The organism is Hydrogenophaga sp. GW823-FHT04C09, assembly GCF_058796355.1.
Genome location: NZ_JBXAIO010000003.1, coordinates 585,242 through 605,959, shown reverse-complemented (window position 1 = coordinate 605,959; position 20,718 = coordinate 585,242). Strand labels below are relative to the sequence as shown.

Below are 20,718 nucleotides of genomic sequence, written 5' to 3'. Positions count from 1 at the left end.
CGGCAAGGGGCGGATCAGGCCTCGCCGCCGAAGCGCTTGATGAGGTTGGCGATGTACTTTTCGACCAGCTTCTCGAACTCGCCCTCGACCACGGGGGCCACCACCATCTTCATCAGGCCGGGCAGAGGCACCTCGATCTCGCCCTGGATGGCCAGGGTCAGGCCGGTGGACTTCTTGTTGTCCACGATCTTCCAGTTGCCGCCCACCAGGGCGTTGCCCACGCCCTTGACCGGGGTCCATTTAACGGTGCCGCGCGCCTGGTCGCTCACGTATTTGCTGGCGTACACGGTCTGGATGTTCACCTGCGCGGTGCCGACCTTTTCCATTTCCCACTGGTAGACACCGCCGCCCAGGTCGCTGAGCTTCTCCACCTTCGGGAAATGGCTGACCGACTCGGGCACATTGGAGAGCACTTCGAACACCTCGGCCGCCTTGGCCTTGACGTCGAACTCGTAGCCCAGATCGATCTTGACGGTGATGCTCATGAGGCGCCTCTGCGGGTGTTGGATTGAGGCCGATTGTAGGGACGGCCCAGGCGCGCGACCCCGGGAGTTACACCAAGGCACAATCCCTGCACCCGCCCCGCAACCCCCGTTTCCCCAGAGAGATTCCCCCGATGAGCATCCAGTGGTTTCCCGGGCACATGCACCTCACGCGCAAGGCCATCACCGAGCGTGTGAAGGACATCGATGTCGTGATCGAGATGCTCGACGCGCGCCTGCCCGGCTCCAGCGCCAACCCGCTGCTGGCCGAACTCACCTCGGCCAAGCCCACGCTCAAGGTGGTCAACAAGCAGGACATGGCCGACCCCGAGCGCACCGCGCTTTGGCTCGCGCACTACAACGCCCAGCCGAACACGCGCGCGATCCCGCTGGACGCAAGCGTGACGGCACCGGCGCGCGCCATCATCGCGTCCTGCCACGAGCTGGCGCCCAACCGGGGCGGCATGGTCAAGCCCATGCGGGTGCTGATCTGCGGCATTCCCAACGTGGGCAAGTCCACGCTGATCAACACCTTCATGGGCAAGCGCGCGGCCAAGACCGGCGACGAGGCCGGCATCACCCGCACCGAGCAGCGCATCGCCCTGGCCGACGACTTCTACCTGTTCGACACGCCTGGCATGCTCTGGCCGCGCATCGTGGTGCCTGAAAGTGGCTTCAACCTCGCCGCCAGCGGCGCGGTGGGCCGCAACGCCTACGACGACCAGGAGGTGGCGCTGGAGCTGCTCAACAAGCTCAAGCTGTCTTACGCGCCCCTGCTGGAGGCGCGCTACAAGCTGGGCCTCGCGCCCGAGGCCATCGCGGCCCTGCCGGACGAAGAGCTCATGGAGGCGATCGGCCGCAAGCGCGGCGCGCTGGCGGGTGGCGGCGCGGTGAACTGGCAGAAGGCGGCCGAGCTGGTGATCGCGGACTTCCGCAGCGGCACGCTCGGGCGCATCACGCTGGAGACGCCCGAGCAGTTCGTGCGCTGGCTTCAGGCCGGGCAGAAGGCGGATGCCGAGCGCCAGGGCCGCAAGAAGGAACGCGCGGCCAAACCGCGCAAGCCCGACCGGCGCTGAGCCGGTGAGCGGGCCTTGACCCGCGTCAAGGCGCCCGCGCCCGCGCGGTGCGAGCATGGGCTCCACCCCTTCTGGAGCCTGCCATGAGCACCTCTCCCCGCCGCATCCTGCTGATCGAAGGCCATCCCGACACCTCGGGCCGGCACCTCAACCACCTGCTGGTGGAGGCCTACGCGGGAGGCGCGATCGCGGCCGGCCACGAGGTGCGCCGCGTGGCGGTGGGTGAACTGGACTTTCCCGTGCTGCGCAGCGCGCACGACTGGAAACACGGCGGCGTGCCCCCGGCGCTGCAGGCTTCGCAGCAGCACATCCTCTGGGCCGAGCACGTGGTGCTGTTCTTTCCGCTCTGGTTGGGCGAGATGCCGGCGCTGCTCAAGGCCTGGCTGGAGCAGGTGGCGCGGCCGGGTTTCGCGGTCGGCCCCGAGGGAGCCAGGGAGTTCGGCCGCAAGCCCCTGAGCGGCCGTTCGGCCCGTGTGGTGGTGACCATGGGCATGCCGGCACTGGCCTACCGCTGGTACTTCCGCGCGCACAGCCTCAAGGCGCTGGAGCGCAACATCCTCGGGTTCATCGGCTTCGCGCCGATCCACGAAACGCTGGTGGGCTCGGTCGAGCAACTGGGGGAGGCCGGTGTGGCCCGGTGGCAGGCCAAGCTGCGCCGGCTCGGCCGCGACGCGGCCTGAGGCGTGCCGGTGCTCAGGCCTCGATCTTCACGCCTTTCCAGAACGCCACGCGGCCCTTGACCATCTCGGCTTCGGGCTTGGGGTCGGCGTAGTACCAGGCGGCGTCGGTGTTGAGTTCGCCGTTGACCAGCAGCGAGTAGTAGCTCGCCTGGCCCTTCCACGCGCAGGTGGTGCGGTGGTTGCTGAAGGTGACGTGATCGCGGTTGAGCGAACTCTCCGGGAAGTAGTGATTGCCTTCCACGACCACGGTGTCGTCGCTCTCGGCGATGGTCACGCCGTTCCACGTCGCCTTCATGCGGCGGCGCTCACTTGTTCTTCTCTTTGCCGCGCGGCATCACGGACGTGACCGGCGGCACCGGCCGGTCGGAGGACACGGGGCCCTTGGGCGCCGAGGTGTCCTTCTTGGGTTTCTTGGCCATTTTTTCGTTGCGTTGTTCCTTGCCCATGGGGACCTCCAATTGACACCGCGAAACGCGGCAGATGCGCCGATGGTAAGCGACAAAATGCGCGTTTCAAGCCCCTGCCGGGCGCCCGGAACGCGCAGCCTCGGGCTACTGCCCCATGCCCAGGAAATTGGCCAGGGCCTCGACGCCGAGGGCGCCGCTTTGCGTGATCACGGCACCCGTGCGCTGGTGCTTGGCCACCATGAACGGCACCGAGGTGGCGCCCAGGCGCTCCAGCAGCGCGGTGTTGGCCTTGATGCTCGCCATCACGTCGTCCGGAATGCTGGCCGAGGCCGACATGCCGCCCTGGCCCGTGAGCAGCTGCTGCTCGTGCGCGTTCATGGTTTCCACCGGGTTGGCGGCGGTCATGATGGCCGCGCCTTGCGGCGCGCTCTTGGCGTTCATGATGGCCACGGGCAGCCACACGAACTTCACCTTGCTCTGCAGCGGCACGGACGCCTGCCACAGGTGGCCGCAGTGCGGGCACTGCGGGTCGAACAGCACGTAGACCGTGTTGGCGCTCATCAGGGCACCGGCGGTGAAGCCCTTGCCTTGCGCGGCGAGCACATCGTAGGCCTGGGCCGGGGGGATGGGGCTGGTGTCGGCCGCGGGGGCGCCAGCGGCGCTCGGCGCGCCGGTGGTTTCTTCCTTGGAGCAGGCGGCCAGCGAAAGGGCCAGGGCGGCCATCAGGGGGAGGGTGAGGTGGCGGAGTTTCATGGCGGATCGCATCGGTGGTTTTCCTGGGCCGCATCATCGCAGAGAAGGCGCACCCCCGTGAGCGTGGGGCCCATGGCAAAGGGCGCAGCACCCCGGCTTGCGGATGTGCTGCGCCCTGGGCGCGGCGGTGTCTGCGCCGTGGAACGTCAGTTGTTCAGGATCAGGTTGGCGATCAGGCCGGTGGCGATGGCGACCAGCACATAGTCGGTGCCGACCTGCACCCACTGGTGGCCGCGCGGCGGCGCGTACAGGCGGTGCTGGTGCGGGTTCACCACCACGTACTGGCGGTTGCGGTATTCGTAGGGGATGTAGCCACCGCGGCGGAACTCGGGGCCGCGCGCGTTGTAGTAGTAGTGGTGGTAGTGCCGGTCGTTGCGCGAGTGGCGGTAGTCGCGCCGGTCGTCACGGCGGTCGTGGCGGAAATCGCGGCGATCGTCGCGCCGGTCCTGGCGGTAGTCCCGGCGGTCATCGCGCCGGTCGTCCACGCGCTGCAGGTGGCTGGGCTCGAATCGCGCACCTTGCGCGAAGGACAGCGAACTCACGCCGAGGGAGGCGGCCGCCAGGGCGTACACAACAAGGTTTCGGGATTTCATGGAGCTTTCTCCTGGGGTTGGTGAGACTCCATCGTGTCCGGCGCATGTGAACGCCCGGTAAATGCCGCGCTCCGCCTGTGCAAAGTTCTGTACCGGCTTGTGCCGCCCACCGAAGCCTTGCCGCTCAGCCTTTCATGGCGGCCTGGGCGTGCAGCTTGGCCGCGATGTACTCACCATGTGTCACATGCAGCAGGCCGGCCACCTTGCTGATGACATGGTGCTCGTGCGCGTCCAGGTGGTGGTCGGCGAAGGCCACCTCCCACATCGCTTCCACCACGCGGATCTTCTGCGCCTGCGTGAAGCGCTCGTTCATCAGCGCGGTGAAGCGCTGGTAGTCGTAGGCGGTGCGCGCGGTCTCGTGGGCCAGCTCCAGCAGGCGCTGCAGCTCGTCGTCGCTCAGCGCGAACTTGCGGCGCAGGGCCGTCAGCACCGCGTCGCGCTCGCTGTCCTGCAGGCTGGGCTCGGCGCGCATCACTTCCACCAGCAGCACGGCGGTGGCGAGCTGCAGGGTGTGTTCCTGCTCGGCGGGCGCCTGGGCGCCGGCCGGTGCCGTGAGGCTGGCGGTGAGGGTGTCGAACAGGTCCTTGAGGTTTCTGAGCATGGTGTGGAAAAGGTGTGGCGCGGTGGTAGAGAGGTGGAGCCGGGGCGAGGGCTCAGGGTTCCCGGCGCCAGACCAGCAGCAGGTTGTTGGCCGGCAGGGCATGCCGTTCGCTCAGCACCAGGCCGGCGTGCCGGGCTTCACCTTCCACGGCTTCCCGCCGGCGGATGCCCCAGGCCGCGTTCTCGCGCCGCAGGCTCTCGTCGAACGCCAGGTTGCCTGGCGAGGTGGGCACGCCGTCTTCCAGGTAGGGGCCGTAGGTGATGAGCGCACCCAGCGGCGTGAGGTGCCGGGCCGCGCCCTGCATGAGCGCCGCGCAGGTCGCCCAGGGCGCGATGTGCAGCATGTTGGCGCAATAGATGCCGTCAAAAGGCTCGGGGCCCACCGGCCACGCGGGTGCGAGCACGTCCAGCTGCAGCGGCGCGAGCACATGGCCTGCGGTGGTGTCGGCTGCCCAGGCGCGGATGGAGGGCAGGGCGTCGGCCTGGAAGTCCGTGGGCTGCCAGCGCCAGCCCGGCATGGCGGCGGCGAACCAGGCCGCGTGCTGGCCCGTGCCCGAGGCGATCTCCAGCACGCGGCTTTGCTCGGGCAGCACCTGGCGGAGCACGTCCAGAATGGGCCGCTTGTTGCGTTCGGCGGCGGGGCTCAGGCGCAGGATGTTGGCGTTCATGAGGCCATTGTCCGGCACGGACTGGGCGCTCAGGGCCGTCAGCGCAGGCGCGCGGGCTCGGTTTCCACCCCTTGTTCGCCGTCGCGGGGTGCCGTGCTGGCCATGGCCAGCGCCTGGCGCTCGGCTTCGTTGATCACGTCGGTGGGCGTGGCGCTGGCGGGGTCCACCGTGACCACGCCCAGGCCGATGCGCGGGCGAAACGGCTGGCGCTTGCGCTGCTCGTCGAACACCGTCAAGGGGTTGGACACCGTCAAGGCCATGCGCGCGGCCGTGGCGCGCACGGGGGGCTGGTGCGGGTCCATGGTGAGCACCACCACGAAGCACCGGGGGTGGTACAGCCCCACCACGCAACGAAAGCCCGCCGCGCGGCGGATGCGCGCCGCCACGGTGGACAGGATCTGATGCTCCGCGCTGGGACCGGCCGATTCGGCCAGTTCATACAGGTTGCTCACGTACAGGCACAACACGGCTGCCTCGCAGTCCAGGCGGGCGGCGCGCCAGAGGGCGTGCTCCACGTCGGCGATGAGCGCCGAACCCGTGGACAGGCCGGTGGCCGGGTCCGTGCTGTTCGACAGGCGCGAGAGGCGCGCGATCTCGCGGTTGTGCCGGTTGCGCAGCAGGCCCAGCACCGAGGCCATGAGGAAAAACACCAGCGTGATCACCGCCGTGAACAGCCAGGCGCCCAGGCCCAGCCCCGGCACGTCGAGGCCGCGCAGGTAATGGCCGATCGTCGTGACGGCCAGGCAGCCGATGGCCACCACCATCCAGCGCGCGAGCGGGTCACCCAGCCGGGCGGCGCGCAACGCGGCCGCCAGCGCGAGCAACACCGGCACCATGTTCACCACCGCGGTGGCCACCAGCAATTCGCGGAAATTGTCGGGTTCGATCTGGCTGGCCAGCACCACCAGGATGACCGTGGCAGACACCAGCAGCGCACCGCCCACCGCCGTGAGCCGGTGCACCCGCCCGTCCTCGCGGGCGCCGCCCAGCCACGTGCCCACGTAGTACAGGCCCATGGCCCCGGCCGCCGGGCCCAGGCCGGCCTTGAGCACCATCATCAGCCGCTCGGGCAGATCGGGAAAGAAGACCTCGGGCAAACCCGTCATCACCACGCAGCTGGCGCCGGTGATCGACACGAACAGCAGGTTGCGAAGAGAGCCGATGCTGTGGCCCTGGAACAGGTCGGCCAGTGCCAGTGCCGCGAGGGTGCACAAGCCACCCAGCATGGCGGACCAGACAGCGATTTCGGCAATGGGCATGCGAGGATTATCGGGAGTCGACCGGGAGGGCGAGGTCCTATCCCGTCAAGTTTGTCACGCCCTTTCGCATTGCGTGCGGATCCAGCAGCGCAAGCGCTACCGGCCCGTGGCCGATGTGCGCTGCTGCTGTCCCTGAAAGGGCTCCTTGTGCCTGGGCTTGCTGGGGCGGGGCTTGAGCCGCGGCATCGGTTCGAGGAATGTCGAGTGCTGGCGCAGCAGCATGGCCGCTTCGGCCTGCGCGCGGCGTTTGGACATCACGTGCAGCACCAGCAGCCCCACGCCCAGGCCCAGCGCCATCCAGGCCGGTGCAAGCAAGGCCTTGGCGGCGGACTTGAGCGAAGCCTCGGTCGCCATCGCCAAGGACACCATCCACAGGAAGATGCCTGCCAACAGCGCGCCGAGGCCGTTGAAAAGCAGGGGTTGGGTTCTGCGCCGATGGGCTTTGCGCCGCCCGGACTTGGTCTTGGAGCTGGTGGTCTTGGTCATGAGAAATCCCCGCCATCATGTGCCAAACGCCGTTCAGGCCGCCCCGCAGGGCGACCAACGGAGCCAGGGCCGGCTGACCGCGAAAGGCGTTACATCTGGCGACCGCGGGTGTAAGAAAAATCCCTGCCTGGGCACTTGCGCCTACATTCCTTGCATGCATTCTGTTTCCGCCTCCGGGCATGCCGTCTCGCGCCTGCGCACCGCCCGCCTGGCCGCCAGTGCCAAACCTTTTGTGGCCCGCGGCTCGGGCCTGGGGCGCTGCGCCGGTTGCCGGCTGACCGCCAGCCATTGCCTGTGCGCCTGGCGCCCGCGGACGCCCACGCACGCCGGCGTCTGCCTCATCATGGGCGACATCGAAGCGCTCAAGCCCAGCAACACCGGCTGGCTGGTGGCCGACGTGGTGGCCGACACCTGGGCCTTCAAATGGTCCCGCACCGAAGTGGACCCCGGCCTGCCCGCCCTGCTGGCTGACCCGCAATGGCAGCCTTACCTCGTGTTTCCCGGCGAGTTCGTGCCGCCCGAGCGCGTGGTGACCGAACTGCAGCACGCGGAGCCCGCACACGGAAGCGCCAGGAAACCCTTGTTCGTGTTGCTCGACGGCACCTGGTCCGAAGCGCGCAAGATGTTCCGCAAGAGCCCCTATCTGGACCACCTGCCCGTGCTCAGCCTGCACCCCGAACAGGTGGTCTCCAACTACCGCCTGAGGCGGTCGTTCCGCGAGAGCCACTTCTGCACATCCGAAGTGGCGGCGCTCTGCCTGGACCTGGCCGGTGAAAGCCATGCGGCACAGACGCTGGCCGCGTGGCTGGACGTGTTCACCGCGCACTACCTCAGCATCAAGCGCAGCACCCCGCTGGACATCGCCTCCGAGGCCCACGGGCGGCTGCAGGCGCTGCGTGCGGTAGATTGACGCGATGCAAAAAAAGGTCTTGCTCACCGGTTTCGATGCCTTCGGCGGTCAATCGCTCAACCCCAGCTGGCTGGCCGTGCAGGCGCTGCACGGTCGCAAAGTGCTCGGCCACACCGTGGTGGCGGCGCAGTTGCCCACCGTGTTCGACGCCTCGCTGTGCGAGCTGGACGCGCTGCTGCGGCAGCATCAGCCTGCCCTCGTCATCTGTGTGGGGCAGGCCGGTGGGCGCAAGGTGTTGTCGCTGGAGCGCGTGGCCATCAACGTGAACGACGCGCCCCTGGCCGACAACGCGGGCGCGAGGCCCGTGGACACGCCGGTGGTCCGGGACGCGCCCGTGGCCTACTTCACCGGCCTGCCCATCAAGGCCATGCTCGCCGCGCTGCACGAAGAAGGCGTGGGCGCCGAGGTGTCGCAGACCGCCGGCACCTTTGTCTGCAACCACGTGTTCTACGGCCTGATGCGCACCCTGTCCACGGTGCCAGAACTGGCGCACACGCGCGGTGGTTTCGTGCACGTGCCGTGGCTGCCGGAACAGGGGGTGCCGAACATGGCGCTCGACGACATCGTGCGCGGGCTGCGGGTGGCCGTGCGCAGCGCGCTGCAGGTGGACAAGGACCACGCGCTGGGCGCCGGCACCACCCACTGAGCCGGCCGACTCAGGCCTGCCAGACGCCGAAACCGGCCGAGCGCAGGTCGATGCCGATCTCGATTTCCTTCTCCACGGCGGCTTCATACCGCATGGGGTTGAAAGCCTCGTAGAGGTCGGGCAGCAGGCGCAGACCGTACTTGAACACGTAGGCATTGGCCTGGATGCCGGCCTTGTGCTTGTCGAAACGCACGTCCGGGTCGAGGCCGGTCATGCCGACGTAGACGCAGGGTTTGCCGTCGATGTAGCCCGGGTTGTTCTTGCGGAATTTGCTTTCGTTCAGCACGTCCCTGGAGAGTTCGATCACGTAGACGTGGTGGTGGGGGCGGGCCATGGTGTTGGGATTTTGCCTTTGAAAGGTGCGGCGCCATTCGTTGCATGAATGCCGCCAATCGTCGGCCACGGCAGGCTCATTGGCGAATATTTCCGCTATTGGCGTTTGAATCCGTGTGGTATTCGGTCAATCGATATTTAATGCGGGTGATTGGCAACGAGGCATGGCGTTGCCGCATAAAAATCAATAGGAGGCTCGCTTTCAGATGGCTACCCTGATTCCTTCTCTCGGGAGTTGCGTGTCCCGCATGACCACCGGCGAGCGCCGTGTGGCCGAGCGGCTCGAGCAAAAGCTCGATGATGACTACCTGCTTTGGTACGACGTGGCGGTGGGGCCTCGCCACTCTCACCCTGATTTCGTCGTGATGCACCCGCGCCGTGGCGTCCTGGTGTTGGAGGTCAAGGATTTCCGGCTCACAACCCTCATTCAGGCCAACAAGCAGTCTTGGGAAATTCATGGCGACACGGGGCCCAAGACCGTACCCAATCCATTGGAGCAGGCAAGGCAGTACGCGCATCAGGTGGTGAATGCCTTGGAGCGGGATGCCCAATTGGTGCAACCAGAAGGTCCCTACCAGGGCAAGCTGGCATTTCCCTGGAGTTATGGCGTGGTGCTGCCCAACATCACACGCAAGCAATTTGAACAGGCCCAGCTCGGGCAGGCCATCGAGCCGCACCGCGTCATCTGCCAAGACGAGATGATCGAGTCCGTCTCACCTGAGGAATTGCAGAGCCGCTTGTGGGGCATGTTTCCGTTCATGATGCGTGGGGTCATGTCGTTGCCGCAGTTGGATCGAGTGCGGTGGATTCTGTTTCCTGAAGTGCGTGTGCCCGATCAGGGTGGATTGTTCGACGCGGATGATCCGGCGATCGAACTGCCGAGCATCATGCGGGTGATGGACCTGCAGCAGGAACAGCTGGCGCGCAGCCTGGGGGATGGCCATCGCGTGATTCATGGCGTGGCGGGTTCTGGCAAGACCATGCTGTTGGGCTACAGGGCGGAGCATCTGGTGAAAGCGCAGACCGCCCGCACCAAACCGATCCTCGTGCTTTGCTACAACGAACCCCTCGCGCGCCAACTTGCGCGAGCCATGGACAGCAAGAATCTCTCGGCGCATGTGCACGCGGTGCATTTCCACAAGTGGTGTCGCAGCCAGCTTGTGGCCTACGGGCAGACGCTCCCTGCCGACAACCTGCCGACCGATGTGAAGATGGACGACATGGTGCAACGTGTGATCGACAGCGTGGATCGCAAGCAAATCCCCAGCGGCCAGTACCAGGCCGTGCTCATCGACGAAGGCCACGACTTCGCGCCCGAATGGCTCAGGCTCATCACGCAGATGGTGGACCCGACGACCAACAGTTTGCTGGTGTTGTACGACGATGCGCAGAGCATTTACGAGCGCAGTCGAAGCAAGCAGTTCAGCTTCAAGAGCGTGGGCATCCAGGCCCAGGGCCGCACCACCATCCTCAAGATCAACTACCGGAACACGCGGCAGATTTTGCAAACAGCCAGTCTCATCGCCGCCGACCTGCTGACAGCGGAAGACAAGGACGATGACGGCGTGCCGCTGCTCAAGCCGGTGAGCTGTGGACGCGACGGCGAAAGGCCGATCGTCATCCGCCTGCCCAACCTTCGTGCGGAAGTGAGCGAGGTGGCCGATCTGCTGAGCGCGGCACACCGCGAAGGCCACGCCTGGGGCGACATGGCGGTACTCTGTCGGCACTACAACGAGATGGAGGCGTGCGCCAGCGTGCTGCAACAGCGCCGGCTACCGCATCAGGTTCGAAAAGGCGCGGGCAGTTTCAACCCCGCAGCGGACACCATCAAGGTGATGACCATGCATGTGAGCAAGGGGCTGGAGTTTCCAGTGGTCGCCTTGGTGGGTGTGGGCAGCATGCCTGCCAAGGATCAGGACGAGCGCGACGAGGCGCGGTTGTTTTATGTGGGTGCCACGCGTGCCACGCAGCGACTGATCGTGGGCGTGGGCGGGCAAGGCCAGTTCGGCCAAAGGCTGGCGGCTTATTGACCGAGACTCTCGAGCCGGCGACGCAGATTGGGCAAAGCCGTCTGCACAGTTTCCCAAACCACTTCCAGGTCGATGTCGAAGTAGCCATGCGCGACGCGGTTGCGCATGCCGCGCATGTTGCGTCAAGGAATTTGAGCGTTGGCCGCTGCAAAAGCCTCGTGCCGATCCATCACTTTGGTGGCCGCTTCGCCTAACACGATCAGGCTCAGGATGACCGCTTGCTGTGTGCGTTTGTCTTGAAGAAATTCGGATCTGCTCATGCCTTCGACAAAGTCGCAGGCATCTGCCGCTGCCTGTCGCATGTGATCGAGGTAGTCGGGCAGACGGTTGCTGTCGCTCATAGCGGTTTGGCTTCCGCCAGCACAATGCTCCGAAACTTCGATGGCAGATCCCGTGGCGTTACCAAGTCCACGTGCACGCCCAGCAATTGCTCCAGTTCGTCCTGGAGGCCGCCAAGGTCGAACAGCGTGGCGCCGGGCAGTGGGTCCACCAGCAGATCCAGGTCGCTGCTGTCCGTGTCGTCACCGCGCAGTGCCGAACCAAAGACGCGCGGATTCGTCACGCGATATCGCCCCGCAGCGCGGTGCACGGCGTCTCGGTGTTGGAGGATTGCGAGGGAAGGGCGCATGGCCGGAGTTTAGCGACAGGTCACTCTGAGGTCATCCGCATGGCCGTGTCTCAAAGCCAGACAGACCCAGGCCCCGGGCTGGTCTCGATGGTGTACTCCGGCGAGCCGCCCAGCACGAAGGCGCCGAGCACCACGCTGAGCAACGACATGAACAGGCTGGCCCAGAACGCCGTCCAGAAGCCATCGACCTTGAAGCCGTTCACCACCTTGGCCACCAGCAACAGCATCAGCGCGTTGATGACCAGCAGGAACAGGCCGAAGGTCAGCAGCGTCAAGGGCAAGGTCAGCAGCACGAGCAAGGGTCGCACGATCGCGTTGGCCAGGCCCAGCAGCAGCGCCGACACCACCAGCGATGACGTGCTGCTGAACTGGATGCCCTTGAACACATGGCTCGCCACCCAGAGCGCGAACCCCGTGATGGCCCAGTGCAGCAGGAACGGCGTGAGGTTGGTGAGCATGGTGGGATGTTCCCTTGGATGTGTTTATTTGCCCCAGGAGTCTTTCAACCCCGTCGCCCGGTTGAACACCGGTTTGCCCGCCACGTGGTCCTGGCGGTCGGCCACGAAGTAGCCGTGTCGTTCGAACTGGAACTTGTCGTCCGGCTTCGCCTGGGCCAGTGAAGGCTCCACGTAGGCGGTCACCACCATCAGGCTGTTCGGGTTCAGGGCTTCGATGAAGTCCTTGCCACCGGCGTCGGGCTGCGCATCGAGGAAGAGGCGGTCGTAGAGCCGCACTTCGGCTTGCACCCCATCGGCCACGCTCACCCAGGTGATGGCGGCCTTGGCCTTCACGCTGTCGGCGCCCGGGGTGCCGCTCTTGGTGCCGGGGATGACCTTGGCGTGCACTTCGGTGACCTTGCCGTCCGCGTCTTTCGCGCAGCCGGTGCATTCGATGACGTAGCCGCCCTTGAGGCGTACCACGTTGCCGGGGAACAGGCGCTTGTAGCCCTTGGGTGGCACTTCCTCGAAGTCCTCGCGCTCGATCCACACGGCTTTGCCGATCTTGAACACGCGCGGCGCGGGCTCGGGCTGGCCTTCGGCGATGGCCGAGTGGGGCAGGGCGGGCTGGGTGCAGTCTTCGGTGTAGTCATCGCTGCCGAAGGTCTCGGCCCAGTTGGTGAGCACCAGCCTGACCGGGTCGAGCACGGCCATGCCGCGGTGGGCCTTGTTCTCCAGGTCTTCGCGTAGGCAGCCTTCGAGTGTGCTGTAGTCGATCCAGGAATCGCTCTTGGTCACGCCGATGCGTTCGGCGAACAGCTGGATGCTCTCGGGCGTGTAGCCGCGCCGGCGCAGGCCGACGATGGTGGGCATGCGCGGGTCGTCCCAGCCGCTGACCTTGTGGTCGTACACCAGCTGCGCGAGCTTGCGCTTGCTGGTGATCACGTAGGTGAGGTTGAGCCGCGCGAACTCGTATTGGCGCGGTGGCGGGGTCTGCAGCAGGCCGCCTTCGCACAGGCGCTCGAGCAGCCAGTCGTAGAACGGGCGCTGGTCTTCGAACTCCAGCGTGCAGAAGCTGTGGGTGATCTGCTCCAGCGCGTCCTCGATGGGGTGCGCGAAGGTGTACATCGGGTAGATGCACCAGGTGTCGCCCGTGTTGTGGTGCGTGGCGCGGCGGATGCGGTAGATCGCCGGGTCGCGCAGGTTGATGTTGGGGCTGGCCATGTCGATCTTGGCGCGCAGCACCATGCTGCCGTCCTCATGCAGGCCGTCGCGCATCTCGCGCAGGCGCTTGAGGTTTTCAGCGGGCGTGCGGCTGCGGAAGGGGCTGTCCACGCCGGGTTTGCCGAAGTCGCCGCGGTTCAGGCGCATCTGTTCGGTGGTCTGCTCGTCCACGTAGGCGTGGCCGGCTTGCACCAGGTACTCGGCCGCGCGGTACATGAAGTCGAAGTAGTCGCTGGCCTGGTAGAGGTGCTGCCGGCCGTGGGCCTCCCAGCTGAAACCGAGCCATTTCACGGCATCGATGATGCTGTTGACGTACTCGGTGTCTTCCTTCTCCGGGTTGGTGTCGTCAAAGCGCATGTGGCACACGCCGCCATAGTCGCGCGCCAGCCCGAAGTTCAGGCAGATGCTCTTGGCGTGGCCCACGTGCAGGTAGCCGTTGGGCTCGGGGGGGAAGCGGGTGCGGATCTTGGCCGGGTCGGGCTGGCCCTGGGCCTGGTGCGCGGCGTCGCCGGGGCTGCCCGCCCAGCGGCGGCTCTGGTAGGTGCCTTTGTCCAGATCGTTCTCGATGATCTGGCGCAGGAAGTTGCTGACCTTGTGTTCGCCCTCGGTGGCGGGGGTGCTGGTTTTGTTGCTGGGGTGGGTGGAGCTCATGCGCCATTCTATTGATCCGGCCCGATGCCCACCGCGCCGGGCCGAGTGCTACTTTGGTTCCAGGGTGGCGCTTTCCGGTATCGTGGCCGTTCCCGGACGAGGAAGAGGAAGCCCGAGATGAACAACAACGACAACCCCGACACCATGCCCACCGACGAGCCGACGCGGTGGGAAATCACGCAGACGGAGGACGTGTTCCTGCCCTCGGTGCGCGTGCAGCTGGGCTGGCGCGACGTGGAGGCCGCCGTGGAGAGTGGGGCCATCCAGCCGGCCGAGGCGCATGCGCTCTGGGCGTCGTGGGCGTCGCCGGGCAGCCCGTTGCGGGTGGCGGCAGGTGCCTCGCCGTCCCCCTCCGTGGTGCCCACGGCGGCCGAGCTCGCCCAGGAAGACCTCGCCGCCGGCTGGGCGGCACCGCCGGCCCAGGCCCCGCGTCCAGCGTTGGACCGGGGCCCGGCGTTCAGCTTCACCAACACCCTCTACTACTTCGGCGGCATGCTGGCCATCGGCGCCATGACGCTGTTCATGACGCTGGGCTGGGAGCTTTTCGGCGCCTGGGGCGTGTTCGTGCTGGCCCTGGGCTACCTCACGGGGGCGCTGCTGGTGGCGGGCAACCTGCTGGAGAAGGGCCTGCGCACGCCCGCCGGCGTGCTCGCCACGCTGGCCGTGTGCCTGGTGCCGCTGGCGGTGTGGGCGTTCCAGTCGGGCATCGGCCTGTGGCCCGAGGGTGGGCCCGACAGCTACCGCGACTACCACCGCTACATCGATTGGCGCTGGCTCACGCTGGAACTGGCCACGCTGGCCGCCGCCGTGGTGCTGCTGTACCGCTACAAGCTGCCCTTCATGGTGATGCCGGTGGCGGTGACGATCTGGTACCTCAGCATGGACGTGGCGCACATGCTGATGCAGAAGGACGGCTTCGACTGGACATTCACGCGCGACGTGTCGCTGGTGTTCGGCCTGGCCACCTGCGCCATCGCGGTGTGGGTGGACCTGCGCACGCGCACCGCCGACAACGCCGAAGACCGGCAGGACTTCGCCTTCTGGCTCTACCTGTTCGGCGCGATCATGTTCTGGGGCGGCCTCAGCCTGCGCGACAGCGATTCCGAGCTCAACAAGTTCCTGTACGCGCTGATCAACGTGTTCCTGGTGTTCCTCGGCGCGGCCATCGGGCGGCGCGTGTTCACCGTGCTGGGCGCCATCGGCGTGGCCAGCTACCTGGGCTACCTGGCCTACCGCGTGTTCGAGGACAGCCTGCTGTTCCCGTTCGCGCTCACCCTGCTGGGCCTGGGGGTGGTGGCGCTGGGCATCTGGTGGCAGCGCAACGAAGACCGCCTCCACGCCCGGCTGGCCGACTGGCTGCCGGCAGCACTGAAGCCACTGGCGCGTCCCGAATGAAGTGACCGCATCCAGAGGCACCGAGGGTCCGGCTCCGCCGGCCCCAGGTGTCGCCCCCCTCCCGCCGAAGGCGAGAGAGGGGGGAGCGCCGAAGGCGCGCGGGGGGAGCCCTTCAATACGTGAGGTTGAGCTGCATCACCGCGGTGGTGCCGCTCACTTCGTTGCCCACCACCAGCAGCGGCTTGCCGTTGGGCGAGCGGGCCGCGGGGATGAACACCAGGCCTTCGGGGCCCAGGTCGCCCGCCGTGGCCAGGCTCGGCGGGTTGGTGACCCACTCGTCGCGGGTGTTGAGGTAGTCCACGCGCTTGGGTGCCGTGGGGCTGGTGATGTCGTACACCAGCACGCCGCCCATGCGCTCCAGGCCGATGAAGGCGAAGGTCTTGGTGCCGATCTGGCCGAGCGCGATGCCCTCGGGTTCCGGGCCCTTGGCGTCGCTGCGGCTGTCCTTCGCGTTGCCTTCGTCGTGGCCGGAGTTGAAGTACGTCGCGCAGGGAATGCTGCGGTCGCGGCCGAGCTTGCAGTCGCTGCTGGCGAGGAACTTCTCGATCTCCGCGCCCGAGTCCCACACCAGGCCGCCGTTGGCGTTCCAGATGCTGAAGGAGCGCGCGCCGTAGCTGTACAGCTGGTCGTACATCAGGCGGTTGCCCAGCGGATCGGCCACGCCGGCGGCGCTGAACATCATGGGCGAGCCATCGGGGTTGGTGCGGTAGCCCATGGTCCAGCTGATGTTCAGGCGGCCCAGGGCGGCATCGGCGCGGCAGCCCATCGGGTCGCCGGCAATGGCACCGCAGTAGCCGAAGGTGGCGGGGTCGAGCAGGCCGCCCGCGGCCATGGCGTTGAGCTGCGGCGGCAGGTCGTCGCCCGCGCGGCCGGCCCAGCCGTTCTTGTTGACCAGGTGCTTGACGCGGAACTCCTCGACGAAGCCCTTGGTGGCGTCACCGCCCCAGTACGCCGCGTTGCCTTCGCCCCAGGCGCGCGCGTCGCCTTCGTTGGCGGTGACCAGGTAGGTCGCGCCGCCCACCGTGTACGAGGCCATGGCGTCGGGCAGGTACATGCCGCGCACGCCGGGCCAGGTCTTGATGTTGATGGTCCCGCCGTCGGTGTCCGAGGCGTCGAGTTCGTTGCCGGCCACGCCGTGGTCCTTGTGGCCCAGCGGCAGCACGCCGGTGACGGTGGCGGTGGCGATGTCCACCTTGGCCATCGCGTTGTTCTCCTGCAGCGTCACCCAGGCGGTCTTGCTGTCGGCCGAGACGGCGATGTACTCGGGCTCGAAGTCCTTCGCGGCGGTGGCGTTCGGGCCGTAGATGCGCACGCCGGCGGCGCGCAGGGTGGCTTCCTGGCCGTTGAACGCGGTGAAGGTCGCGGTGCGCACGACCGGCGCGGCGGGGTTGCGCACGTCGATGACGCTCACGCTGCCTTCGGGGTCCACCTGGTAGTCGTCGCTGGGCTCGCCCTCGTTGGCCACCAGCACGGTGTTGCCATCGGGCGTGAAGGTCACCATGTCGGGCAGGGCGCCGATGGTGACCGAGCTGATCAGGCTCAGGTCGCTCGCGCGGTACAGCGCCATGCGGCCGGTGTCGGTCTTCACCGGGGCCTGGATGGCCACGGCCACGATGCCGTTGTGCACCGCCACGCTGTTGATCTCGGCGCCGGCCAGCACCGCGGTGGCGTCGATCACGCCGATCTTCACCGGGTTGGCGGGGTTGGCCAGGTTGAGCACGTCCACGGCGCCGAGCTGCGCGTTGACCACGAACAGGCGCTTGCTGGCGGCGTCAAAGGCCGGAATCTCCGCCGCGCTCACACCGAACTGGCCGGTGCTGTAGCCGCCGATCTTCTCCAGCTTCAGGCTCACCGGCGTGGCCTCGGGCGTCGGCGTGGTGGGCGCCGGGGCATCGCTGCCGCCACCGCAGGCGGCGAGCACGGCGGTCATGAGCAGTGAGGCGGTGAACAAGCGGGTGGTGGGGGTGCTGGGGAGCAGGGGGCGCATTCGGGCGGTCTCGACGTGGTGGTTGAAAACCACGGTTGTAGAAACCGGCCGTGACGCGATCGTGACTTATCCGTGTCTTTTTGGTGACGTTTCCCTGGGGCGCGCCGGCCTCACTGCCCGAAGCGCGGCCCGTCTTTCAGGAAGTCTTCTTCCGCGGGCGTGCTGGTGCGCCCGAGCACGGCGTTGCGGTACGGAAAGCGGCCGAAGCGGTCCACGATGTCGCGGTGCAGCCGCGCGAATTCGAGGTTGCGCTCCAGGGTGTCGCGCAGCTCGGGCGCGCAGGTGTCGAGCAGGCGCTGGAAACGCAGCACGCTCTCGGCCTGCAGGGCGGCGTCCTCCGCGTGCATCAGCGGCATGTTCAGGAACACCAGGCCCACGGTGGCGAGTTCGGCGTCCATGCCGCTGGCGTGCGCCTGCAGCGACAGCTGCTGGGCCCGCGCATCGCCCGCGAACGCGCGCGCCTGGCCCCGGTGCACGTTGCGGGTGAACTGGTCGAGCAGCAGCACCAGGGCCAGCCGCGTGTCGATGCGCGCCTCCCACTCGCCCAGGCCGCCGTCCAGCGCCTGTGCCACCAGCGCGCCAAAACGCTCGCGGATGCGCGTGTCGATCTCGGGGCTGCCGCCAAACCAGAGCTCGTCGCGCTTGTCCGAACACCAGCCGCGTTCCAGGCCGTCCCCGAGCCAGAAGTCGAGCACGTCCTGCGCGGTGGGTGGCATGAGGGTTTTCATGGGGGTTTCAATGTAAAGATGGGGCAGGCGTTACGTCTGGCAACGACTTTGACCGAGTATGTGGAACAGGTTAGCGCGGAATTGCCTGTAATACGGTCACGGGGTGCGCAAACCACCCTGCATTGGAGCCCCACATGAACACACAGACCTTGAAAACCCCCTGGAGCCGCACCTCGGCGCTGGCCCGTGGCCTCACCCTCGCCACCCTGGCCGCTGGTGCCTGGGCCTTGTCGGCCATGGGCTCGCAGGCCCACGCCCGCAGCGACGTGCATTGGTCCATTGGTGTGAACACCCCGGGCGTGGTCGTGGGCGTGTCGAACGCACCGCCGGTCTACTACGCCCCGCCCCCCGTGTATTACGGGCCGCCGCCGGTGTACTACGCCCCCCGTCCGATCTACTACGCTCCCCGCCCGATCTACTACGGGCCGCCGCCGGTGTACTACGCGCCGCGCCCCGTCTACCGTTCCGGCTGGGGCCCCGCGCCACGGTGGGAAGGCCGCCGACACGGCCATCGCCACGATCGTGACGACGGCCGCTACGACGGTCGCCGCCGCTGAGCAAGGCGCGTGCGTGGTGATCAGGCCGCGCCGCGGGCGATGCGCGCGGCCAGCCGCGCCGCCAGGCGCGAGGTGATGCAATCGCGGTCGAGCACCGGGCAGAGTTCGGCGATGTCGGCCGCGACGACGCGGCCGGACGCCATCACCTGATCGATCAGCCGCTCCACATGAGCCAGCGGCACGCCCAGCGTCGCGGGCGCTGACACCCCCGGGGCCTGCGCCCCGGGCAAGACATCCAGACACACCGTGAGGTACACGGCATCGCACTGCGCGAGGTCGAGAGACAGCGCCTGCTGCGCGTCGTGCACGCCGCCCGCGTCCTGCAGGTGCTCGTCCAGCCAGTAACGCGCGCCGATCTGCCGCGCCCGGTCGAACAGGGCCTGGGTGTTGGCGAAACGGCTGATGCCCAGCGCCCGGTAGTTGAAGGCCTGCTGGTGTTGCACGCACCAGTCGTGCATCTGGCGGAAGGGTGTGCCCGAGTTGGCCTGGGCCGCGGTGCGCAGGTCGAAATGGGCGTCGAGGTTGACCACCAGCAGGCGGTTCGTGTCGTGGCGTTTCTTCACGATGCCCTGGAAAGTGCCCCAGGCCATTTCGTGGCCGCCGCCCAGCACCAGCGGCAGGCTCTTGTGTTGAATGGCCTGGGCCACGCGCGCGGCCAGCCGGGTCTGGGCGTCCTCGAGCCCACCCTTCCCACAGCTCACATCGCCGGCGTCCCACACCACGGGCTCGCCCAGCACCGGCAGGTTGCACAAGGCGTGGCGCAGCGACACGGGCCCGCGCGCCGCGCCGGGGCGACCGCCGTTTCGGCGCACACCCTCGTCCACCGCGAAGCCGATCAGCGTGACGCCACCGGTGGATCTGGTGGTGGCCGCGCGCACGTGCTGGTGCCAGCGGGTGGTGACGCCGGTCTCTTCGGCGTCCACGCGGCCGCTCCATTCAAAGGGGGGTGCCATGTCCATGGGGTGTCCTTTCCTGTCCGCCCACCACCACGCGGTGGCAGGGGTTGCGGCCAAACCAGTAGGCCAGTTCGTTCGGGTGGTCGAGGTCCCAGGCCACGAAGTCGGCGCGCTGGGTGGTGGCGAGCCGGCCCCGGTCGGCCAGGCCGAGGGCGCGCGCGGCGTTCACCGTGATGCCCTGCACCGCTTCCAGCGGCGTGAGGCGGAACAGGGTGCAGGCCATGCTGGCCATGAGCAGCAGCGAAAGGCCCGGCGAGGTGCCGGGGTTGTGGTCGGTGGACACGGCCAGGGGCACGCCGGCCGCGCGCAGTGCCTCGATGGGCGGCAGTTTCGTCTCCCGGAGAAAGTAGTACGCGCCCGGCAGCAGCACGGCCACGGTGCCGGCGGCCCGCATGGCCGCGATGCCTTCGGCGCTCAGGTGTTCGAGGTGGTCGCACGAGAGCGCCCGGTAGGAGGCCGCGAGCGCGGCACCGCCCTGGTCGGACAACTGCTCGGCGTGCAGCTTGACCGGCAGGCCCAGGCCGACCGCGGTGTCGAAGACGCGCCGCGTCTGCGCGGGTGAAAAACCGATGCGCTCGCAGAAGGCATCGACCGCGTCCACCAGGCCCTGCGCGTGCAGCTCGGGCAGCCAGGCGCAGACGGCGTCGATGTAGCCGTCCGGCCGGCCTTCGAACTCCGGTGGCACGGCGTGGGCGCCCAGGAAGGTGGTGCGCACGGTCAGCGGCAGTTCGGTGCCCAGGCGGCGCGCCACGCGCAGGCAGCGCACCTCGGCCTCCAGCGAGAGGCCGTAGCCGGACTTGATCTCCAGCGTGGTCACGCCCTCGGCCATGAGGCACAGCGCGCGCTGCCGGGCGCTGGCCAGCAGCTGCGCTTCGCTCGCGGCGCGCGTCGCGGCCACGCTGGAGCGGATGCCGCCACCCGCGCGCGCAATGGCTTCGTAGCTCACGCCCTGCAGGCGCTGTTCGAACTCGGTCGCGCGCTGCCCGCCGTAGACCAGGTGGGTGTGGCAGTCCACCAGGCCGGGGGTGACGAGCGCGCCGCCCAGGTCCACCTCCTGGGCGGGGCGGGCGAGGGCGGGCAGGTCGGCCAGCGCGCCCACCCAGGCGATGCGACCGCCCTCGGTGAGCAGGGCGCCCCGATCGATCAGGCCCCAGCCGTCGCCGCCCCGGGCCGGGGTCAGAGTGGCCAGTCGGGCGTTGCGCCAGAGGGTGAGGCGGCTCATGGCGGCGCGG

Annotated in this window: 24 protein-coding genes and 1 pseudogene; 7 read left to right on the top strand and 18 right to left on the bottom strand. The window is 67.9% G+C overall.

Annotated elements, in window-relative coordinates:
• Positions 1-14: 14 nt before the first annotated feature.
• A complete protein-coding gene (locus tag AC1Q9M_RS12010; protein ID WP_382156290.1) occupies positions 15-485 on the bottom strand; it encodes an SRPBCC family protein in 471 nt (156 codons plus the stop codon).
• Between the two features lie 131 nt (positions 486-616).
• On the opposite strand from AC1Q9M_RS12010, the gene ylqF reads away from it, so the two are divergent.
• Both ylqF and AC1Q9M_RS12000 read left to right on the top strand, forming a co-directional pair.
• Positions 617-1,558, top strand: a complete 942-nt coding sequence (ylqF, locus tag AC1Q9M_RS12005) for a ribosome biogenesis GTPase YlqF (protein ID WP_291113434.1) — start codon at positions 617-619, stop codon at positions 1,556-1,558.
• An 83-nt stretch (positions 1,559-1,641) separates the two neighbouring features.
• On the top strand, positions 1,642-2,238 hold the full coding sequence (locus AC1Q9M_RS12000; RefSeq protein ID WP_492433947.1) for an NAD(P)H-dependent oxidoreductase: 597 nt from the start codon (positions 1,642-1,644) through the stop codon (positions 2,236-2,238).
• Positions 2,239-2,251: 13 nt separating this feature from the next.
• Here the strand turns inward: AC1Q9M_RS12000 and AC1Q9M_RS11995 are convergent, their stop codons facing one another.
• The 8 genes from AC1Q9M_RS11995 to AC1Q9M_RS11960 form a co-directional block, all read right to left on the bottom strand.
• The gene (locus tag AC1Q9M_RS11995) at positions 2,252-2,533 is read right to left on the bottom strand and encodes a DUF427 domain-containing protein (protein WP_382156294.1); all 282 of its coding nucleotides are present in this window, start codon (positions 2,531-2,533) and stop codon (positions 2,252-2,254) included.
• Positions 2,534-2,543: 10 nt separating this feature from the next.
• Positions 2,544-2,684, bottom strand: a complete 141-nt coding sequence (locus AC1Q9M_RS11990) for a hypothetical protein (protein WP_382328490.1) — start codon at positions 2,682-2,684, stop codon at positions 2,544-2,546.
• 105 nt (positions 2,685-2,789) lie between these two features.
• Positions 2,790-3,398, bottom strand: a complete 609-nt coding sequence (locus AC1Q9M_RS11985; RefSeq protein ID WP_382156296.1) for a DsbC family protein — start codon at positions 3,396-3,398, stop codon at positions 2,790-2,792.
• A gap of 146 nt (positions 3,399-3,544) precedes the next feature.
• Positions 3,545-3,991: an RcnB family protein gene (locus AC1Q9M_RS11980; RefSeq protein WP_291113444.1), complete on the bottom strand. Its 447-nt coding sequence runs from the start codon at positions 3,989-3,991 to the stop codon at positions 3,545-3,547.
• 124 nt (positions 3,992-4,115) lie between these two features.
• A complete protein-coding gene (locus AC1Q9M_RS11975) occupies positions 4,116-4,592 on the bottom strand; it encodes a tellurite resistance TerB family protein (RefSeq protein ID WP_382320948.1) in 477 nt (158 codons plus the stop codon).
• A gap of 52 nt (positions 4,593-4,644) precedes the next feature.
• The gene (locus tag AC1Q9M_RS11970) at positions 4,645-5,259 is read right to left on the bottom strand and encodes a DUF938 domain-containing protein (protein WP_444687086.1); all 615 of its coding nucleotides are present in this window, start codon (positions 5,257-5,259) and stop codon (positions 4,645-4,647) included.
• Positions 5,260-5,297: 38 nt separating this feature from the next.
• A complete protein-coding gene (locus AC1Q9M_RS11965) occupies positions 5,298-6,518 on the bottom strand; it encodes a GGDEF domain-containing protein (RefSeq protein ID WP_492433942.1) in 1,221 nt (406 codons plus the stop codon).
• 96 nt (positions 6,519-6,614) lie between these two features.
• Positions 6,615-7,004 (bottom strand): hypothetical protein, encoded by a 390-nt coding sequence (locus tag AC1Q9M_RS11960; protein ID WP_382156306.1) that lies wholly within the window; start codon positions 7,002-7,004, stop codon positions 6,615-6,617.
• 154 nt (positions 7,005-7,158) lie between these two features.
• On the opposite strand from AC1Q9M_RS11960, the gene AC1Q9M_RS11955 reads away from it, so the two are divergent.
• Together AC1Q9M_RS11955 and pcp are read left to right on the top strand one after the other, a co-directional pair.
• Positions 7,159-7,914 (top strand): tRNA-uridine aminocarboxypropyltransferase, encoded by a 756-nt coding sequence (locus AC1Q9M_RS11955; RefSeq protein WP_382320945.1) that lies wholly within the window; start codon positions 7,159-7,161, stop codon positions 7,912-7,914.
• Between the two features lie 4 nt (positions 7,915-7,918).
• A complete protein-coding gene (gene pcp / locus AC1Q9M_RS11950) occupies positions 7,919-8,560 on the top strand; it encodes a pyroglutamyl-peptidase I (protein WP_444687084.1) in 642 nt (213 codons plus the stop codon).
• 10 nt (positions 8,561-8,570) lie between these two features.
• Here the strand turns inward: pcp and AC1Q9M_RS11945 are convergent, their stop codons facing one another.
• A complete protein-coding gene (locus tag AC1Q9M_RS11945; protein ID WP_382320942.1) occupies positions 8,571-8,894 on the bottom strand; it encodes a hypothetical protein in 324 nt (107 codons plus the stop codon).
• A gap of 205 nt (positions 8,895-9,099) precedes the next feature.
• On the opposite strand from AC1Q9M_RS11945, the gene AC1Q9M_RS11940 reads away from it, so the two are divergent.
• The gene (locus AC1Q9M_RS11940; RefSeq protein WP_492433939.1) at positions 9,100-10,923 is read left to right on the top strand and encodes a 3'-5' exonuclease; all 1,824 of its coding nucleotides are present in this window, start codon (positions 9,100-9,102) and stop codon (positions 10,921-10,923) included.
• Here the strand turns inward: AC1Q9M_RS11940 and AC1Q9M_RS11935 are convergent.
• From AC1Q9M_RS11935 to AC1Q9M_RS11920, 4 genes and pseudogenes are all read right to left on the bottom strand, one after another.
• Positions 10,917-11,225: pseudogene (locus tag AC1Q9M_RS11935) on the bottom strand (HepT-like ribonuclease domain-containing protein). The gene AC1Q9M_RS11940 and the pseudogene AC1Q9M_RS11935 sit on opposite strands and share 7 nt — an antisense overlap.
• 35 nt (positions 11,226-11,260) lie before the next feature.
• On the bottom strand, positions 11,261-11,551 hold the full coding sequence (locus AC1Q9M_RS11930; RefSeq protein ID WP_492433937.1) for a nucleotidyltransferase family protein: 291 nt from the start codon (positions 11,549-11,551) through the stop codon (positions 11,261-11,263).
• A 50-nt stretch (positions 11,552-11,601) separates the two neighbouring features.
• On the bottom strand, positions 11,602-12,009 hold the full coding sequence (locus AC1Q9M_RS11925; protein ID WP_382320934.1) for a phage holin family protein: 408 nt from the start codon (positions 12,007-12,009) through the stop codon (positions 11,602-11,604).
• 24 nt (positions 12,010-12,033) lie between these two features.
• The gene (locus tag AC1Q9M_RS11920) at positions 12,034-13,863 is read right to left on the bottom strand and encodes a glutamine--tRNA ligase/YqeY domain fusion protein (protein ID WP_492433934.1); all 1,830 of its coding nucleotides are present in this window, start codon (positions 13,861-13,863) and stop codon (positions 12,034-12,036) included.
• Positions 13,864-13,980: 117 nt separating this feature from the next.
• Here AC1Q9M_RS11920 and AC1Q9M_RS11915 point away from each other — a divergent pair, with 117 nt between their 5' ends.
• Positions 13,981-15,258, top strand: a complete 1,278-nt coding sequence (locus AC1Q9M_RS11915; RefSeq protein ID WP_492433932.1) for a DUF2157 domain-containing protein — start codon at positions 13,981-13,983, stop codon at positions 15,256-15,258.
• 112 nt (positions 15,259-15,370) lie between these two features.
• On the opposite strand, the gene AC1Q9M_RS11910 is transcribed toward AC1Q9M_RS11915, so the two are convergent.
• Complete coding sequence (locus tag AC1Q9M_RS11910) at positions 15,371-17,245, bottom strand: choice-of-anchor I family protein (RefSeq protein ID WP_492433930.1); 1,875 nt, start codon at positions 17,243-17,245, stop codon at positions 15,371-15,373.
• A 110-nt stretch (positions 17,246-17,355) separates the two neighbouring features.
• Positions 17,356-17,973 carry a DUF924 family protein gene (locus AC1Q9M_RS11905; protein ID WP_382320925.1) on the bottom strand — a complete coding sequence of 206 codons (618 nt, stop codon included), beginning with the start codon at positions 17,971-17,973 and terminating at the stop codon, positions 17,356-17,358.
• A 134-nt stretch (positions 17,974-18,107) separates the two neighbouring features.
• On the opposite strand from AC1Q9M_RS11905, the gene AC1Q9M_RS11900 reads away from it, so the two are divergent.
• On the top strand, positions 18,108-18,530 hold the full coding sequence (locus AC1Q9M_RS11900; RefSeq protein ID WP_492433928.1) for a hypothetical protein: 423 nt from the start codon (positions 18,108-18,110) through the stop codon (positions 18,528-18,530).
• Positions 18,531-18,550: 20 nt separating this feature from the next.
• Here AC1Q9M_RS11900 and hutG read toward each other — a convergent pair whose 3' ends face one another.
• Positions 18,551-19,489, bottom strand: a complete 939-nt coding sequence (gene hutG, locus AC1Q9M_RS11895; RefSeq protein ID WP_492433926.1) for a formimidoylglutamase — start codon at positions 19,487-19,489, stop codon at positions 18,551-18,553.
• Entirely contained in the window at positions 19,467-20,708 is a 1,242-nt protein-coding gene (gene hutI, locus AC1Q9M_RS11890; RefSeq protein ID WP_492433924.1) for an imidazolonepropionase, read from the bottom strand. The genes hutG and hutI overlap by 23 nt, the downstream gene beginning before the upstream one ends.
• Positions 20,709-20,718: the final 10 nt, after the last annotated feature.